General features: G+C 56.5%; 16 protein-coding genes. 12 read left to right on the plus strand and 4 right to left on the minus strand.

Annotated elements, in window-relative coordinates:
- The first annotated feature begins 104 nt into the window (after nt 1-104).
- Entirely contained in the window at nt 105-1,166 is a 1,062-nt protein-coding gene (gene dinB, locus ACIPY9_RS16210; RefSeq protein WP_400703217.1) for a DNA polymerase IV, read from the plus strand.
- 28 nt (nt 1,167-1,194) lie between these two features.
- Here the strand turns inward: dinB and ACIPY9_RS16215 are convergent, their stop codons facing one another.
- The 3 genes from ACIPY9_RS16215 to ACIPY9_RS16225 all read right to left on the minus strand — a co-directional run bounded on the left by ACIPY9_RS16215 (nt 1,195) and on the right by ACIPY9_RS16225 (nt 5,446).
- The gene (locus tag ACIPY9_RS16215) at nt 1,195-2,157 is read right to left on the minus strand and encodes a hypothetical protein (protein ID WP_400703220.1); all 963 of its coding nucleotides are present in this window, start codon (nt 2,155-2,157) and stop codon (nt 1,195-1,197) included.
- Nucleotides 2,158-2,221: 64 nt separating this feature from the next.
- Nucleotides 2,222-3,937, minus strand: a complete 1,716-nt coding sequence (locus ACIPY9_RS16220) for a proline--tRNA ligase (RefSeq protein ID WP_400703223.1) — start codon at nt 3,935-3,937, stop codon at nt 2,222-2,224.
- Between the two features lie 171 nt (nt 3,938-4,108).
- Entirely contained in the window at nt 4,109-5,446 is a 1,338-nt protein-coding gene (locus ACIPY9_RS16225) for an OprD family porin (protein ID WP_400703226.1), read from the minus strand.
- Nucleotides 5,447-6,403: 957 nt separating this feature from the next.
- On the opposite strand from ACIPY9_RS16225, the gene ACIPY9_RS16230 reads away from it, so the two are divergent.
- Both ACIPY9_RS16230 and ACIPY9_RS16235 read left to right on the plus strand, forming a co-directional pair.
- Nucleotides 6,404-6,829 (plus strand): HIT domain-containing protein, encoded by a 426-nt coding sequence (locus ACIPY9_RS16230; protein ID WP_400703229.1) that lies wholly within the window; start codon nt 6,404-6,406, stop codon nt 6,827-6,829.
- Between the two features lie 2 nt (nt 6,830-6,831).
- Nucleotides 6,832-7,038: a SlyX family protein gene (locus tag ACIPY9_RS16235; protein ID WP_400703232.1), complete on the plus strand. Its 207-nt coding sequence runs from the start codon at nt 6,832-6,834 to the stop codon at nt 7,036-7,038.
- Nucleotides 7,039-7,105: 67 nt separating this feature from the next.
- Here the strand turns inward: ACIPY9_RS16235 and ACIPY9_RS16240 are convergent, their stop codons facing one another.
- Nucleotides 7,106-7,711, minus strand: coding sequence for a cold shock domain-containing protein membrane protein (locus ACIPY9_RS16240; protein ID WP_400703235.1), 606 nt, complete (start codon nt 7,709-7,711; stop codon nt 7,106-7,108).
- A 459-nt stretch (nt 7,712-8,170) separates the two neighbouring features.
- Here ACIPY9_RS16240 and ACIPY9_RS16245 point away from each other — a divergent pair, with 459 nt between their 5' ends.
- The 9 genes from ACIPY9_RS16245 (at nt 8,171) to tolQ (ending at nt 16,022) form a co-directional block, all read left to right on the plus strand.
- Nucleotides 8,171-8,644 (plus strand): Dps family protein, encoded by a 474-nt coding sequence (locus tag ACIPY9_RS16245; RefSeq protein WP_400703238.1) that lies wholly within the window; start codon nt 8,171-8,173, stop codon nt 8,642-8,644.
- Between the two features lie 391 nt (nt 8,645-9,035).
- Nucleotides 9,036-9,383: a ribbon-helix-helix domain-containing protein gene (locus ACIPY9_RS16250; RefSeq protein WP_400703452.1), complete on the plus strand. Its 348-nt coding sequence runs from the start codon at nt 9,036-9,038 to the stop codon at nt 9,381-9,383.
- Between the two features lie 278 nt (nt 9,384-9,661).
- The gene (gene aspS, locus ACIPY9_RS16255; protein WP_400703241.1) at nt 9,662-11,437 is read left to right on the plus strand and encodes an aspartate--tRNA ligase; all 1,776 of its coding nucleotides are present in this window, start codon (nt 9,662-9,664) and stop codon (nt 11,435-11,437) included.
- 110 nt (nt 11,438-11,547) lie between these two features.
- Nucleotides 11,548-12,294, plus strand: a complete 747-nt coding sequence (locus ACIPY9_RS16260) for a YebC/PmpR family DNA-binding transcriptional regulator (RefSeq protein ID WP_400703244.1) — start codon at nt 11,548-11,550, stop codon at nt 12,292-12,294.
- Nucleotides 12,295-12,425: 131 nt separating this feature from the next.
- Nucleotides 12,426-12,950: a crossover junction endodeoxyribonuclease RuvC gene (ruvC, locus tag ACIPY9_RS16265; protein WP_400703247.1), complete on the plus strand. Its 525-nt coding sequence runs from the start codon at nt 12,426-12,428 to the stop codon at nt 12,948-12,950.
- Between the two features lie 115 nt (nt 12,951-13,065).
- Complete coding sequence (ruvA, locus tag ACIPY9_RS16270) at nt 13,066-13,674, plus strand: Holliday junction branch migration protein RuvA (protein ID WP_400703250.1); 609 nt, start codon at nt 13,066-13,068, stop codon at nt 13,672-13,674.
- Nucleotides 13,675-14,733 carry a Holliday junction branch migration DNA helicase RuvB gene (gene ruvB, locus ACIPY9_RS16275; protein WP_400703253.1) on the plus strand — a complete coding sequence of 353 codons (1,059 nt, stop codon included), beginning with the start codon at nt 13,675-13,677 and terminating at the stop codon, nt 14,731-14,733.
- 136 nt (nt 14,734-14,869) lie between these two features.
- Nucleotides 14,870-15,337, plus strand: a complete 468-nt coding sequence (ybgC, locus tag ACIPY9_RS16280) for a tol-pal system-associated acyl-CoA thioesterase (RefSeq protein ID WP_400703256.1) — start codon at nt 14,870-14,872, stop codon at nt 15,335-15,337.
- Complete coding sequence (gene tolQ / locus ACIPY9_RS16285) at nt 15,327-16,022, plus strand: protein TolQ (protein ID WP_400703259.1); 696 nt, start codon at nt 15,327-15,329, stop codon at nt 16,020-16,022. The genes ybgC and tolQ overlap by 11 nt, the downstream gene beginning before the upstream one ends.
- Nucleotides 16,023-16,036: the final 14 nt, after the last annotated feature.

Below are 16,036 nucleotides of genomic sequence, written 5' to 3' on the forward strand. Positions count from 1 at the left end.
GTCAGGGCTGATCCGGCTTTATGGTGCATTCATTTGGCATCATGAGTGTTACTTCGGGATACCAGTGCGATACTGCACAGCCATTGGATTCAAAACCTCTCACCATGACGCAACGTAAAATCATCCATATCGACTGTGACTGCTTTTATGCGGCCATCGAAATGCGAGACGACCCGAGCCTGGCCTCCAGGCCTCTGGCTGTCGGTGGTGCTGCGGACAGGCGAGGGGTGATTGCAACCTGTAACTATGAAGCGCGGGCCTACGGTGTGCGTTCGGCGATGTCTTCCCGTCACGCGTTGACGTTGTGTCCGGAACTGACCATCGTCAAGCCGAGGATGGAGGCCTACAAGGAGGCGTCCAGGGAAATCCAGGGCATCTTTCGCGATTACACCGACCGTATCGAGCCGCTGTCGCTGGATGAGGCTTACCTGGATGTGTCCGATGCCAGCCACTTTTCCGGCAGTGCGACCCGTATAGCCCAGGACATCAGGCGAAGGGTCTCGAACCAGTTGCATATCACGGTTTCGGCGGGTGTGGCTCCCAACAAGTTTCTGGCCAAGATCGCCAGTGACTGGAAGAAACCCAACGGATTGTTTGTGATCACGCCTGATCAGGTCGAAGATTTCGTGGCGGACTTGCCGGTCAGCAAGCTACACGGTGTCGGCAAGGTCACGGCTGACAAGCTGGGGCGGCTGGGTATTCTCAGTTGCATGGATTTGCGGCGCTGGAACAAGCTGGCGCTGGTGCGTGAGTTTGGCAGTTTTGGCGAACGACTCTGGAGTCTGGCCCACGGGATCGATGATCGTCCTGTGCAGACGGACAGCAGGCGTCAGTCTGTCAGTGTCGAAAATACTTATGATACCGACCTGCCCGATCTGGCCAGTTGCCTGGAGAAGCTGCCCGCCTTGCTGGAAACACTGGCGGTTCGCATGGAGCGCATGGCGGGTCAGTATCGTCCGGGCAAGCCGTTCGTGAAGGTCAAGTTTCATGACTTTACCCAGACGACGCTTGAGCAATCCGGAGCCGGACGGGATCTGGGCAGTTATGAGCAATTGCTGGCTCAGGCATTTGCCCGTGGGGCCAAGCCGGTGCGATTGCTGGGTGTCGGGGTGCGCCTGCATGATCTGCGGGGCACTCATGAGCAGTTGGAGCTGTTTGCCCGGTAGTTGCAGGCTCCGGTGAGGAGCCTGGTTGTCATTCGCTGTCAGTGTCTGTGCTGGGGGCAACGAGACGTCCGGCATCCTTGGCCAATAGCTTGAGAAATTCGCCTTGCAACTGGGGATCGTTGCGCGTCAGTTCGATCAGGCTTTGTTCCAGCTCGCTGGCTTCTTCTTCCAGGCCCAGTTCCGAAAGGCGCTTGACCCTGTGGACCCACTGGCTGACTTCGTCGTCTTCCAGGTCGTCGTAGATCAGGTCGTGAGCTTCAAGCAACTTGCCTCGCAACGAATGGCTGATCGGCAGGCTGGCATTGGCGTGAGCGTTGTCCTGCTCGTCCTCGATATTGAAGTACAGGCGCGTGACCCGGCTCAGGTCCTGCTCGGCAAACGGACTTTCAAGCAGGTTGAGACGCAGGACGCCGTTGCGGTCCGTGTTCAGTTCGTGGGTTTCGTTGCCGGCCTTCACCATGACCGGACGTTCATTCCAGGGCAGGGTGGAGTTCTCGATTCTCTTGTCCTTCTGGACTTCATCGATGCTGGCCAGGTTTTGCTGGGCCCTGCCATGAGACGGTGCGTTCATGAACGGGTTGAGGCCGGCCACACCGTAATTGATCCAGTCCTTGGTGACGCTGTCGGGCAGGCTTCCCAGCGCAAAGACGTTCACGATGTTGGCGCCGACACCGGCAACCACTGCAACGGCCCCCAGAGGAATCTCGTAGATTTCCCGCCAGGGTTGATAAGGGGTGTAGCGGTCGTAATGACGGGTCACTTCAAAGTCGGTGACCTCGAAGGATTTGTGTTCGTGGATCCGTATCCGGCGCTGTGGCAACTCAAGGGTCTTGGGCTCGCCGATATCGATCTGCAGGGTGTGTTCGAGCAGTTTTCGTTCTACGCGCTCTTCATGCTCGCTGCGCTGTGACAACTGGTTGGCACAACCGCTGACGAGGAGGGCGCTGCTTAAGACGGCGCTGCCGAGACTTAGGGTGCTTCGTTTGAGCATGGGATCTCTTGATGCGGATTGGGCAGATGAGAGGCGCGCCTGTTGTTGCAGGCGCGCCTGTAACTCAGCGCTTCACACGATTCTGGATGAAGGACAGCACGTCTGCGACCGCAATGGATTGTGGTTGCGATTCGGTGCGGCTCTTGTATTCCAGATTGCCTTCGGCCAGACCACGATCGCTGACCACGATGCGGTGAGGAATGCCGATCAGCTCCATGTCGGCGAACTTGATGCCGGGGCTGGTTTTCTTGTCGCGGTCATCGAGCAGCACTTCAAAGCCTGCGGCAGTCAGCTCGGCATACAGTTTGTCTGTCGCTTCACGGACGGCATCCGTTTCATAGCGCAGTGGAACCAGTGCGATATGGAAAGGCGTCAGGGTGTCGTTCCAGATGATTCCGTTTTCATCGCTGTTCTGCTCGATGGCAGCGGCGACGACACGGGAAACACCGATACCGTAGCAACCCATGGTCAGGTTGACGGGTTTACCGTTTTCGCCCAGCACCTGGCATTTCATGGCTTCGCTGTACTTGGTGCCCAGCTGGAAGATATGACCGACTTCGATGCCGCGCTTGATTTCAAGCGTGCCCTTGCCGTCCGGGCTCGGGTCGCCGGCAACGACGTTGCGCAGGTCGGCAACGGCCGGGACAGGCAGGTCGCGTTCCCAGTTGACGCCGAAGTAGTGTTTGTCGTCGATGTTGGCACCTACGGCAAAGTCGCTCATCAGTTCTACCGAGCGATCGATGACGCAAGGCAGAGGCAGATTCAGCGGGCCCAGGGAGCCTGCACCCGCACCGATGGCGTCACGCAGTTCGGCTTCGGATGCCATCACCAGCGGGCTGGCAACCTGTTCCAGGTTGGCGGCCTTGATTTCGTTGAGGTCGTGGTCGCCACGGATGATCAGCGCAATCAGCTTGCCTTCTTCGGCGGCGTGGACAACCAGTGTCTTGACGGTCTTTTCGATTGGCAGGTTGAAGCCTTCGACCAGCTGCGCGATGGTTTTCGCGTCAGGGGTATCGACCAGACGAAGCTCTTCGGTGGCTGCGCCACGGCTTTTCTCGCGCGGCACGGCTTCGGCTTTCTCGATGTTGGCGGCGTAATCGGAGCCATTGCTGAATACGATGTCGTCTTCACCGGAGTCCGCGAGTACGTGGAACTCGTGCGAGCCGGCACCGCCGATGGAACCGTTGTCGGCCTCGACCGGACGGAATTTCAGGCCCAGGCGGGTGAACACATTGCTGTAGGCCTGATGCATGCGGTCGTAGGTTTCCTGCAACGAGGCATGATCGGCGTGGAACGAATAGGCGTCCTTCATGACGAACTCGCGGCCGCGCATCAGGCCGAAGCGTGGGCGGATCTCGTCACGGAATTTGGTCTGGATCTGGTACATGTTGATGGGCAACTGCTTGTAGCTGTTGAGCTCGTTGCGTGCCAGATCGGTGATGACTTCCTCGTGGGTCGGGCCCAGGCAGAAATCGCGATGATGACGGTCGACCAGACGCATCAGTTCAGGGCCATATTGCTCCCAGCGGCCAGATTCCTGCCACAGTTCGGCAGGCTGGATACCCGGCATCAGTATTTCAAGCGCGCCGGCGGCGTCCATTTCCTCGCGAACGATGGCTTCTACCTTGCGCAGAACACGCAGGCCCATGGGCAGCCAGGTGTAGAGGCCGGAAGCCAGTTTGCGGATCATGCCGGCACGCAGCATCAGCTGATGGCTGACCACGACGGCATCCGAAGGGGTTTCTTTCTGTGTGGCGAGCAAAAATTGACTGGTGCGCATGGTTGGCCGTTGTCGGTTGCTGGGACTGGAAATGACCCGGCATTGTACGGCGGTGTGCCGGTCGCGTACAGGGTACGAGGGCAGGAGTGGAGTCTGGACGTACTTATATGAGTGCATGAAAAAACCCGGCATTGGCCGGGTTTTTTCGTGTTGCAACGCTCGGGTTGTCGATTACAGAACCGAAATCGGGTAGTCGACGATCAGGCGGAACTCGTTGACGTCGCCGTCGTAGCTGTTACCGGCGTTAGCGCGGTGCCAGGCCTGACGAATCCGGAAGGACAGGTCTTTTGCCGGGCCGCTCTGCAGAACGTACTTGGCTTCGAAGTCCGTTTCCTGATGCTTGCCATTGTCGCCATACATGCCGGCATAGGCGCTGCCGGTCGGTGTCTTGGTGCCGTCAATGTCATAACCACGAACATGGCGGGTCATGAAGCTCAGGCCTGGAACACCGTAAGGCGTCATGTTCAGGTCGTAGCGAACCTGCCAGGATTTCTCGTTGGGGGCGTTGAAGTCGGAGTACTGAACAGAGTTGTTCAGGAAGATCGAGTCGCCCACTCGGTTGTTGTCGCCAATGCCGATGTAGTCGAACGGAGTGTTACCGTCGATTTTCTGGAAGGCCAGGGTCACGGTATGGGCGGCTGCGAACGAGTACGCCACCGAGCCGGAAGCGGCGGTGTTGTTGATCGAGCCTGCCTTGGCGCTGCCTTCATCCAGGGTGCGGTAGATATTGGCGTCGAAAGCCACGGCCTGACCGTTGCTCAGCGGCAGGGCGTAGTTCACGTTGGCGTAGTACTGGTTCCAGATGTCTTCAAGTTTGGCACCGTAGAACGCTACGCCCAGATTGTCGGTAATGGCATATTTACCACCCACGAAGTCGGCGCTGCTGGCTTTGACGCCGTCACCAGCATTGGCGTAGTTGGCATAAATGCTGCCGCCATGGCTGGTGTCATCCTGGCTGGTGCCAGAGTAGAAGTGACCCGCTTCCAGATCGAGGCCTTTGATCTCGCTGCTTTGCAGGCTGATACCACTGGCGGTCTGAGGCAGAAGGCGTGAGCCGCCGACTGCAAAGACCGGGCTGGTAGGTTGCATGTCGCCCACTTTCAGCTCGGTCTTGGAAATGCGGAACTTGACGGCGCCACCGACCTTGCCGAGGGTGTCTTCGTTTTTGCCCTGGCTGTTGGTGACCAGGTTGCCGGAGCCTGAGTATTTGTCGTCGCCCCAGAGTTTCAGGCCAAAGTAGCCGAATGCTTCTACGCCAACGCCAACGGTGCCCTGAGTGTAGCCAGAGCTGAAGTTGGCCCAGAGCCCCTGAGTCCAGTCGCGATCGTCCTGAGCGGTCTCTTTCTTGTCTCGGTTGTAATAGTAGTTGCGCAACTTCAGGTCAAGAGTGCTGCCTTCTACAAAGCCCTTGGCTTCAGACTGGTCACTGACAAACGGTGCCGCTGTTGCCAACTGGGCGCTGGCTGCTGTCACTGCCAGTGCGATTGCGCTCCACTTCATCACTCTCATCGTGATTGCTCCTTTGGTTTTAGAAGGTTCAGGCCGTCCCACCTGTTTTTTTATCTGGGCGGCTCTTTCTTTTTTTGTCGGCGAAAAATCTATCTCACGCTGACCGGGGTTGCGATAGTTGCAGACCTGTCTTTTCGGAATCTTTACGGCGATGTCGCTAAACGTTTCATCAGCGTCGTAAATGAATCATTTCCGTCATTAAGCAGGTTGTACTGACCTCTTCAGGTTTTGTATCCGGATTGAAATAACATCTCTATAGACACGCCTCTTCGGGCTATTGGCTCTAGAGTATTGCGCTGTTGTTTTTCTGATCCTGAAGCCCTGTTTTCCGCCAGGAGCATCGTGACCATGCAGGGATGTAGCAACAAGCGTGCACAAAGTTCCGGGTGGAAGAGAAAAAAACTGAAAATTCACGTCGTGGGTGTATTTTTTCTTTTAAGCAAATGATTTTTATGGAGTTTATTTTTCGTGGAAAGTTCGGTCATGCCGATTCGTCAGGGCAGGCAGTGGGGCAGTTGACGCAAGAGTGTTACTGAGAAGCGAGGGTATTTGAGTAAAACGTGTATGGGTGTCCTTTCCCTGTTAGTGGCGATGGGTTGTTTTGGTGCATTTGCCCTGTGTGCTGCAATAACCTGAGTCGTTGTCCTTATCGGTCAATATGGTTGGCATGTTGTCGTTTCATTTTTATGTCTGGATCCGGGCTTTTGTCGGCATGTGCCTTTTGAAAAAGGAATGAATCATCGAAAGGCTTTCTGATCGCGAATGATCTTCAGGCTGTAAGTTGGTGCGCTTGGCATCAGGTGGGTGCAGGTTGGTGCGAGGCGGGCTCGATGGCCGGGCGATGATGAAATGCGTTCAAGGTGAAGCCTGGTCCAAACCGGCGTATCCTGCCGACATTAATGAGACGCCCTGATGTGTGGGGCAGGCCCCTCAACCTGGCAGTCAGGAGTTTTTATCTTGTTCGTTCTGGATTCACGTCTTAAGCAGGATACGTTGTCGATCGGTGACTTCCCTTTGTGCCGACTGCTGTTGTCCAACGATGCGCGTTACCCATGGTTCATTCTTGTCCCGCGTCGGGCGGACATCATGGAGGTGTTTCAGCTGGAGGAGCAGGATCAGTTGCAGTTGTGGCAGGAAACCACAGTCCTGTCTCGCATCCTGAAAGATGTGTTCGAGGCTGATAAGCTTAATGTCGCGGCGCTGGGGAATGTCGTCAGCCAGCTTCACATGCATGTCATCGTTCGTCATCGCGATGATGCAGCCTGGCCGGCGCCGGTGTGGGGCAAGCATCCGGCTCTTCCTTATACGGACGAGCAATTCGCTGTCATTGTCGAGCGTTTGAAGCCGGTATTGCCAAAAGATTTTCGATTCGAGGGTAAATGATCATGAGCCTTGAAGAGCGGGTCATGGAGCTGGAGAGTCGTCTGGCATTTCAGGACGATACGATTCAGGCACTCAATGATGTGCTGGTGACGCATCGGCGTGAGCTGGACCGAATGCAATTGCAGGTGGCGGCCATGCTCAAGCGTCAGGAGGAGTTGGGCAATCAGTTTGAAATGTTCGCCGAGGATGTTCCTCCGCCCCATTACTGATGGATCTTGAATGAAAAAAAACCGCGCTTCCCGAGGGAATGCGCGGTTTTTTTATGGCTGCCGGGGATCAGCGACGCGGCAGGGCCGCGATAACGTCTTCGGCTTGCAGGCCTTTGTCACGGTTCATAACGGAAAACTCGACGCGCTGTCCTTCTACGAGTACCCGGTGGCCTTCGCCGCGAATGGCGCGAAAGTGCACGAAGATATCGTCGCCGGAGTCGCGCGAGATAAAGCCGAAGCCTTTGGACGTGTTGAACCACTTCACGGTGCCAGTATCACGGTTACCCATGTCGTGGCTTTGAGGGGCTGGAGAAGGAGACGATCTGTAAAAACTGACTGCCAGATGCAAGGCTACTGCGACGATGATGGTAATCAGGCTGAACGCGATGGCTGGCAGCCCTGCGATGCTCTGTAGTGGAACGAGCAGGACAAGCGTCTGCACGACGACGGCCAGGACCAGTAATGCGCTGACCAGGTTTTGCAGGGTGTGGCGTGGTCCTCGGTTCCAGTAGGGAATCACTGGGGCAAGTACCAGATTGATCAGCCCGAAGAAAGCCAGGTAAAGCGCGTCGGGTTGCAACAGATAGGAAGACAGGGCTTCGCTGCGCAGGCTGGGTATGAAGGAAAGCAGCAGGGCTGCTGCTCCCGTTACCAGGTGGACGATTTTCAACATTTTAAAAAGCTCACGTGTAAGAAGGATCACAAGGAAATAGCTGGTAACGCCCGGTACGCTTCTGAAAAAGTGGAGGCGTGATGCACGAACGGTGGGCCAGCCTATGCGCTACAGTCGGATGGCTTAATCAGTAGCGAACATTGCGTATTTAACAGCAAAGCCTGAGCCTACTCAAATCAAGTGCCTGTGCGGGTTGGCGCGATTTATTGACGTCATTTGAATGACGCTTCAGGGTTGGGCTGGCAGCCTTGAAGCAGAGCCTTTTCTGATGGCTTCAAGGTGTCGGGGAACCGCCTCTGTCACCCCGAGGTCAGACCCCTCTGACGATTCGATGGCTGCTTTCCTGTAGGTATGTGCCTTGTCGGGAGGGCGCACCAATGGATTGCTGCACCTGTTGACGTCTCTTGATAGAGTAGTCCCCGTTACTGCTTCCAACTCTCATTGAAAAGGGCATGAAACATGGCAATTGATATCGGTATCAGTGAAGAGGACCGCAAGTCGATCGTAGACGGTCTTTCGCATCTGCTTGCAGATACTTATGTACTTTACCTCAAGACTCACAACTTTCACTGGAACGTCAGTGGGCCGATGTTTCGTACACTGCACCTGATGTTTGAAGAGCAATATAACGAACTGGCCCTGGCGGTCGATTCTATTGCAGAGCGTATTCGTGCGCTGGGTTTCCCGGCACCAGGCACTTACTCGACTTATGCGCGTCTTTCTTCGATCAAGGAAGAGGAAGGTGTACCAAGTGCTGAAAACATGATCAAAAGTCTGGTTCAGGGGCAAGAAGCTGTTGTCCGCACTGCTCGTAGTCTCTTTCCTTTGCTGGAGACGGCCAGTGATGAGCCAACCGCTGACCTGTTGACGCAGCGTATGCAGGTTCATGAAAAAACGGCATGGATGCTGCGTTCGATGCTTGAATCCAAGTAATCATTCCGGGCGCCTGTGGCCTTCACTGACTGCCGTTTCCCGGTATGACGTGAACAGTGCTGCAGGTGCTGCCTTCGGGGCTGCTCCATCAGGCTGGCTTCGTTTCCTTCCGTTTCCACTTCCGCTTATGCAGGGCTCGGGTTGTCTTGGTTGATGCCTGTTGAGTGTGAATCTGTCTAAAAGCTATAAATATTAAACGCAATTGAATGCCGTGTTTAAGTTATGACTTTAAACATGTTTCATATTCCTGGTTTTTCTGTGGTCATCTCCTACGATGTCAGGGTGTAAGTTCCACTGGTTATGAGGGTTTTATTCGGGCTTTATAGGCATTGCATTTATTTATTTTTAAATGTTTCTTGCCGGGATTCCGAATTGATTTCTAGAGGTGGATATTGTCATGGTTAGAGGTGTTGAACGTGAGGTCAAAGATTTAAGTCGACAGTCGTCGATACGCAATGACCCTTTTGTCGAGGATTTCAATATGACGCTGGCGCAGCCGTACTCGAAATCTGTCCGGCTCAATGGTCTTGCGACGTGCCTGCGACTGGAAAAGGTTTACTGGAACATACTCTCGGCTATTGCACGATCCAATAATTGCTCCGTGAATGCCGTGCTGTCCTACATCGACAGGGAGGTTCATCTGCGTTACGGCGGTGTAAAGAATTTCAGCGGGCTCATCCGTGTGGTGTGTGTGGCCCATCTCTTGAAAGCCGATCGCCTGGAGCAGGTACAAGCCTGATTCTGTCCGCGCATTTTTCAGGGGCGAGTTTGCGGCGAGTCACGTGGGGCGGTGTATCGGGGCTGTGGTCCGGGTGGATGCGAACTTATCCCCGCAGGATGAGTTCGTTCGGCTGCAAGGCCTCGATTAACTCTATATAATCCTTCGCCTTGCTGGCGGGCACGACTCTGCGTGGCAGGGACTGGCTTGAACTGTATGCCGGTGCCTTGCACTATTGAGCGCAGGCCAGGAGCGGAAGCCCCACTGAATTTCGAATTACGAGAAGTGAAAACACCATCATGATGCGCAGCCACTATTGCGGCCAACTGAACGAAAGTCTGGAAGGTCAGGAAATTACCCTTTGCGGATGGGTCCACCGTCGTCGTGACCACGGGGGCGTGATCTTCCTCGATATCCGCGACCGTGAAGGCATGGCCCAGGTGGTGTTCGATCCCGATCGTGCCGATACTTTTGCCGCTGCCGACCGCGTTCGCAGCGAATACGTCGTCAAGGTTGTCGGCAAGGTGCGTGCCCGTCCTGCGGGGGCTGTCAATGCCAATATGGCTTCTGGCGCCATCGAGGTTCTCGGTTACGAGCTGGAAGTCCTGAACGAGTCCGAGACACCTCCGTTCCCGCTCAACGAATACTCCGACGTGGGCGAAGAAACCCGCCTGCGCTATCGCTTCATCGATCTGCGTCGTCCTGAAATGGCCGAGAAGCTGCGTCTGCGTTCGCGCATTACCAGCAGCATCCGCCGTTACCTGGATGACAATGGCTTCCTCGACGTCGAGACGCCTATCCTGACCCGCGCCACCCCTGAAGGTGCCCGCGACTATCTGGTACCAAGCCGCACACACCCCGGCAGCTTCTTTGCCCTGCCGCAATCGCCTCAACTGTTCAAGCAACTGTTGATGGTGGCTGGCTTTGACCGCTACTACCAGATCGCCAAATGCTTCCGTGACGAAGACCTGCGTGCCGACCGTCAGCCTGAGTTCACTCAGATCGACATCGAGACCAGTTTCCTCAACGAAGAGGACATCATCGGTCTGACCGAGAAAATGGTTCGTCAGCTGTTCAAGGAAGTGCTGGATGTGGAATTCGGCGAATTCCCGCACATGCCTTTTGAAGAGGCCATGCGCCGCTATGGTTCCGACAAGCCGGACCTGCGCATTCCCCTGGAACTGGTCGATGTTGCCGATCAGCTCAAGGACGTCGAGTTCAAGGTGTTCAGCGGTCCTGCCAACGATCCGAAGTGCCGGATTGCCGCATTGCGCGTTCCCGGCGGAGCAAGCATTCCGCGCAAACAGATCGACGATTACACCAAGTTTGTCAGCATCTACGGTGCCAAGGGCCTGGCCTACATCAAGGTCAACGAGCGCGCCAACGGCGTTGATGGCCTGCAATCGCCAATCGTCAAGAACATCCCGGAAGCCAACCTCAATGTAATCCTCGATCGCGTTGGCGCGGTTGACGGCGACATCGTGTTCTTCGGCGCGGACAAGGCCAAGATCGTCAGCGAGGCCTTGGGCGCGCTGCGTATCAAGGTTGGTAACGACTTCAAGCTGCACACCTGCGAGTGGGCTCCGATGTGGGTCGTCGACTTCCCGATGTTCGAGGAAAACGACGACGGCAGCTTCAGCGCATTGCACCACCCCTTCACCGCGCCGAAATGCACGCCTGAAGAGCTGGAAGCCAACCCGGGCAAGGCCTTGTCCCGTGCCTACGACATGGTGCTCAACGGCACCGAGCTGGGCGGCGGTTCGATCCGTATCCATCGCAAGGAAATGCAGCAGGCTGTATTCCGTCTGCTGGGTATCGAGGAAGACGAGCAGCAAGAGAAGTTCGGCTTCCTGCTCGATGCCCTGAAGTACGGTGCGCCGCCTCATGGTGGTCTGGCTTTCGGCCTGGACCGTCTGGTGATGCTGATGACCGGCGCGCAGTCGATCCGTGAAGTGATCGCCTTCCCGAAAACCCAGAGTGCTGCCGATGTCATGACCCAGGCACCTGGTGTCGTGGATGCCAAGGCTCTGCGTGAGCTGCACATTCGCCTGCGCGAGCAGCAAAAGGCCGAGTGATGCGGGCAGGGCGTAATCTTTATGCCCTGTATTGCGCCTTATGAGTAAAGCCTTTCACCCGTCCCGTACGGGTGAAAGGTTATGTGTTTCAGAAGAATCCGGAGCGAGAAATGGCTGGTCATTCTAAGTGGGCGAACATCAAGCACCGCAAAGAGCGTCAGGATGCCAAGAAAGGCAAGATTTTCACCAAGTGGATCCGTGAGCTGACAGTCGCTGCCCGTCAGGGTGGTGGTGATCCCGGTTCCAACCCCCGTCTGCGTCTGGCCCTGGACAAGGCGCTTGGCGCCAACATGACCCGCGACACCATCGACCGTGCCATTGCTCGCGGTGTTGGTGCGGCCGATGGTGATGATGTCGAGGAACTGGGCTACGAAGGTTACGGTCCTGGGGGCGTGGCTATCATGGTCGAGGCCATGACCGATAACCGCAACCGTACCGCAGCGGCCGTTCGCCATGCGTTTACCAAATGCGGCGGGAACCTGGGGACCGATGGTTCCGTTTCGTACCTGTTCGACCGCAAGGGGCAGATCTCCTTTGCTCCCGGTGTCGATGAAGATGCGCTGATGGAAGCGGCGATGGAGGCGGATGCCGATGACGTCGTGACCAATGAGGATGGCTCCATCGACGTGTTCACCTCGTTCTCCAGCTTCTATGCCGTGCGTAATACGCTGGAAGCAGCAGGGTTCAAGGCGTCCGATGCGGAAATCGTCATGTTGCCTTCGACCAGTGCCGTGCTTGACCTGGAGACCGCAGAGAAGGTTCTCAAGCTGATCGACATGCTTGAAGACCTGGATGATGTGCAAAACGTCTATTCCAATGCGGAAATTCCTGACGACATCATGGAGCAGCTTGGCTGATCGCTTGTTGTCGGCTGTACATTGGAGGCCGGGGGCTGGAAGCGGAGTGATCATCACACTGCTGTCGGCTCCCGGCTTCTGCCTTTATGCTGCATTCATTGTTCCGTGTTTCTTCTCAAGCTGCAGGCGTTATGACTCTTATTCTTGGTATCGACCCCGGTTCGCGAATCACCGGCTATGGCGTTGTACGTGATACCGGGCGTGGCTGTGTCTATGTGGCTTCGGGGTGTATCCGGACGGGTAGCGGTGAGTTGCACGAGCGTTTGCAGATCGTGTTTCGTGGTGTGCGTGAAGTCATCCAGACCTATGAGCCGGTGACGATGGGCATCGAAAAGGTCTTCATGGCACGCAACGCCGATTCGGCCTTGAAGCTGGGGCAGGCGAGGGGGGCCGCGATTGTGGCCGGTGCCGAGGAGGGGCTGGAGATTGCCGAGTACACGGCGACCCAGGTCAAGCAGGCGGTTGCCGGAACCGGTGGTGCCAATAAAGAGCAGGTGATGATGATGGTCATGCATTTGCTCAAGTTGACCCAGAAACCACAGATCGATGCTTCCGATGCCCTGGCGATTGCCTTGTGCCATGCGCACACACGTTCAAGCCTGATTCCTCATGGGTTGGCGACTGCTCGCAGTCGCGGTGGGCGGTTGCGTCTCTGACTGCATCATCCGCATGCATATTTTTACTTGCAGGTCTGTTGAGTCCTGTGATGATGGTGTCCACAATTTTCACGCTGGCGACGCCAACGATTGGCAACACGAAAGGATCTGATACGTGATTGGACGTTTACGTGGCTTTCTCGCCGAGAAACAGCCGCCGCATCTGGTACTGGACGTCAATGGCGTCGGTTATGAGCTGGAAGTGCCCATGACAACCCTTTATCGGTTGCCTCATGTCGGCGAGCCCGTGACCTTGCATACCCATCTGGTGGTTCGCGAGGACGCACACCTGCTCTATGGGTTTTTTGAAAAACGCGAGCGCGAGCTGTTTCGTGAGCTTATCCGTCTCAATGGCGTGGGGCCGAAACTGGCGCTGGCGCTGATGTCGGGCCTGGAGGTCGATGAGCTGGTACGCTGCGTTCAGGCGCAGGACACCTCGGCCCTGACCCGGATTCCGGGGGTGGGCAAGAAGACTGCCGAGCGTCTTCTGGTTGAACTCAAGGACCGCTTCAAGGCCTGGGAAGCGTTGCCGGGGACCTTTACGCTGGTTTCCAACGGCCCGAATCAGGCAGAGCCGGTGGCCTCGGCCGAGTCCGACGCGGTCAGCGCACTGATTTCCCTGGGTTACAAACCTCAAGAGGCGAGCAAGGCCGTCTCGGCGATCAAGGAAAAAGACTTGAGCAGTGCAGACCTCATTCGACGTGCTTTGAAGGGGATGGCGTAAGTGATTGAAGCCGATCGTCTGATCACCGCCAGCAGCGGTCGTGATCGTGAAGAACAACTGGATCGTGCGATTCGCCCTCTGAGTCTGGCTGACTATATCGGCCAGCCTGCCGTGCGCGAGCAGATGGAGCTGTTCATTCAGGCTGCGCGCGGGCGCGACGAGTCTCTGGATCACACCTTGATCTTCGGCCCGCCGGGGCTGGGCAAGACCACTCTGGCCAATATCATTGCCCAGGAAATGTCGGTGTCGATCAAGAGTACCTCCGGGCCGGTGCTGGAACGCCCGGGTGACCTGGCCGCGATTCTGACCAATCTTGAACCCAATGACGTGCTCTTCATCGATGAGATCCATCGTTTGTCGCCTATCGTTGAAGAAGTGCTGTATCCGGCGATGGAGGATTTCCAGCTCGATATCATGATCGGGGAAGGGCCTGCGGCTCGTTCGATCAAGCTTGATCTGCCGCCATTCACACTGGTGGGCGCGACCACGCGTGCCGGTATGCTGACCAATCCGTTGCGCGACCGTTTCGGTATCGTCCAGCGCCTGGAGTTCTACAGTACGGAGGATCTGTCGACCATCGTGTCGCGCTCGGCCGGTATTCTGGGGCTGGCCATCGAGCCGGAAGGCGCCTATGAGATCGCCCGTCGCGCCCGCGGCACGCCCCGTATCGCCAATCGACTGTTAAGGCGTGTGAGGGATTTTGCGCAAGTGCGCAGCAATGGCCATATTTCCCGGCAGACGGCCGACAAGGCTCTGAACCTGCTGGATGTCGACGAGCACGGTTTCGATCATCAGGACCGACGTCTTCTGCTGACCATGATCGAAAAGTTCGACGGTGGGCCGGTGGGGGTCGACAGCCTTGCCGCTGCCATCAGTGAAGAACGGCATACGATTGAAGATGTGCTGGAACCGTATTTGATCCAGCAGGGCTATATCATGCGTACGCCGCGTGGACGGGTCGTTACCCGGCATGCCTACCTGCACTTTGGGTTGAACATTCCCTCAAGAATGGGGGAGATGTCTGCATCGGAGGGTTTGGCTGATGACGCAACCGATTAATCGTGGCGACTACCGATTTATTTCCCGTTTCAGTGGTCAGATTGCCAGCCTGACAGGCGAAGCATTCAATAAGTGGCAAAACGTTGAAAAACAGTTGCCTGACCCGATTGGCAACCCGAGGAGTAAGCACTAGAGTATGCGCGCGCAAAACGGGGTTCAGTCGTTCGCGCATCGCTGTCGCGTTTATTACGAAGACACCGATGCAGGCGGCATCGTCTACTACGTTAACTATTTGAAATTCATGGAGCGGGCTCGTACCGAGCGGCTACGGGAGTTGGGGTTTGCCCAATCCGTGCTGGCGAAGGAGGACCTGCTGTTTGTCGTGCATTCCAGCGAGGCTCGTTACCACAAGCCGGCGCGACTGGACGATGAACTGCTGGTCAGCGCAGAAGTGATCGAATTGAACCGTGCCAGTCTGTGCTTCAGACAGCAAGTCAGGCTGGCATCGGATGCAACGCTGCTCTGTGAGGGGCAGTTTTTGGTGGCGTGTGTACGCGCCGATAGTTTGAAGCCCCGGGCCATTCCCGAAGCTTTGCGAGCGGCCTTTGCCGACCAGAGCGGCGCGGGCATACATTCAGAGCAGGAGATAAAGCGTGGAAGCTAACGTCGTCGACCATTCCTCCATGTGGAGTTTGGTCAGCAATGCCAGCATTGTTGTTCAGTTGGTAATGCTGATGCTTGTGGCTGCTTCAGTCACTTCGTGGATCGTGATTTTTCAGCGCAGCAATATGCTGCGCGCCGGTCGACGCGCCCTGGACAGCTTCGAGGAGCGTTTCTGGTCGGGTATCGACCTGTCCAAGCTCTATCGTCAGGCGGGCAGCAACCCTGATCCGGATTCCGGCGTAGAGCAGATCTTCCGTGCCGGCTTCAAGGAATTCTCCCGTCTGCGCCAGCAGGCCGGTGTAGACCCTGATGCGGTGATGGAAGGTGTTGCCCGTGCCATGCGCGTGGCCATTTCCCGCGAAGAGGAAAAACTGGAAACCGGCCTGCCGTTCCTGGCAACCGTAGGTTCCACCAGTCCTTATATCGGTCTGTTCGGTACGGTCTGGGGGATCATGAACTCCTTCCGCGGCCTGGCCACTGCACAGCAGGCCACCCTGGCCACTGTGGCTCCAGGTATTGCCGAAGCACTGATTGCAACCGCCATCGGCCTGTTCGCAGCCATTCCGGCGGTCATCGCCTACAACCGTTTTTCCGCTCGCAGCGAGACCCTGATCGGCCGTTACTACACCTTCGCCGATGAATTCCAGGCGATCCTGCACCGTAAAGTGCATACCAGCGAAGAGTGAGCAGGTAATTCCCC

The organism is Pseudomonas sp. NPDC089734, from assembly GCF_044748865.1.
Lineage (GTDB): Bacteria > Pseudomonadota > Gammaproteobacteria > Pseudomonadales > Pseudomonadaceae > Aquipseudomonas.

Coding starts and splice junctions, on each gene's coding strand:
- dinB (WP_400703217.1), top strand. CDS start 105: ATGACGCAACGTAAAATCATCCATATCGACTGTGACTGCTTTTATGCG.
- ACIPY9_RS16215 (WP_400703220.1), bottom strand. CDS start 2,157: ATGCTCAAACGAAGCACCCTAAGTCTCGGCAGCGCCGTCTTAAGCAGC.
- ACIPY9_RS16220 (WP_400703223.1), bottom strand. CDS start 3,937: ATGCGCACCAGTCAATTTTTGCTCGCCACACAGAAAGAAACCCCTTCG.
- ACIPY9_RS16225 (WP_400703226.1), bottom strand. CDS start 5,446: ATGAGAGTGATGAAGTGGAGCGCAATCGCACTGGCAGTGACAGCAGCC.
- ACIPY9_RS16235 (WP_400703232.1), top strand. CDS start 6,832: ATGAGCCTTGAAGAGCGGGTCATGGAGCTGGAGAGTCGTCTGGCATTT.
- ACIPY9_RS16240 (WP_400703235.1), bottom strand. CDS start 7,711: ATGTTGAAAATCGTCCACCTGGTAACGGGAGCAGCAGCCCTGCTGCTT.
- ACIPY9_RS16245 (WP_400703238.1), top strand. CDS start 8,171: ATGGCAATTGATATCGGTATCAGTGAAGAGGACCGCAAGTCGATCGTA.
- aspS (WP_400703241.1), top strand. CDS start 9,662: ATGATGCGCAGCCACTATTGCGGCCAACTGAACGAAAGTCTGGAAGGT.
- ACIPY9_RS16260 (WP_400703244.1), top strand. CDS start 11,548: ATGGCTGGTCATTCTAAGTGGGCGAACATCAAGCACCGCAAAGAGCGT.
- ruvC (WP_400703247.1), top strand. CDS start 12,426: ATGACTCTTATTCTTGGTATCGACCCCGGTTCGCGAATCACCGGCTAT.
- ybgC (WP_400703256.1), top strand. CDS start 14,870: ATGCGCGCGCAAAACGGGGTTCAGTCGTTCGCGCATCGCTGTCGCGTT.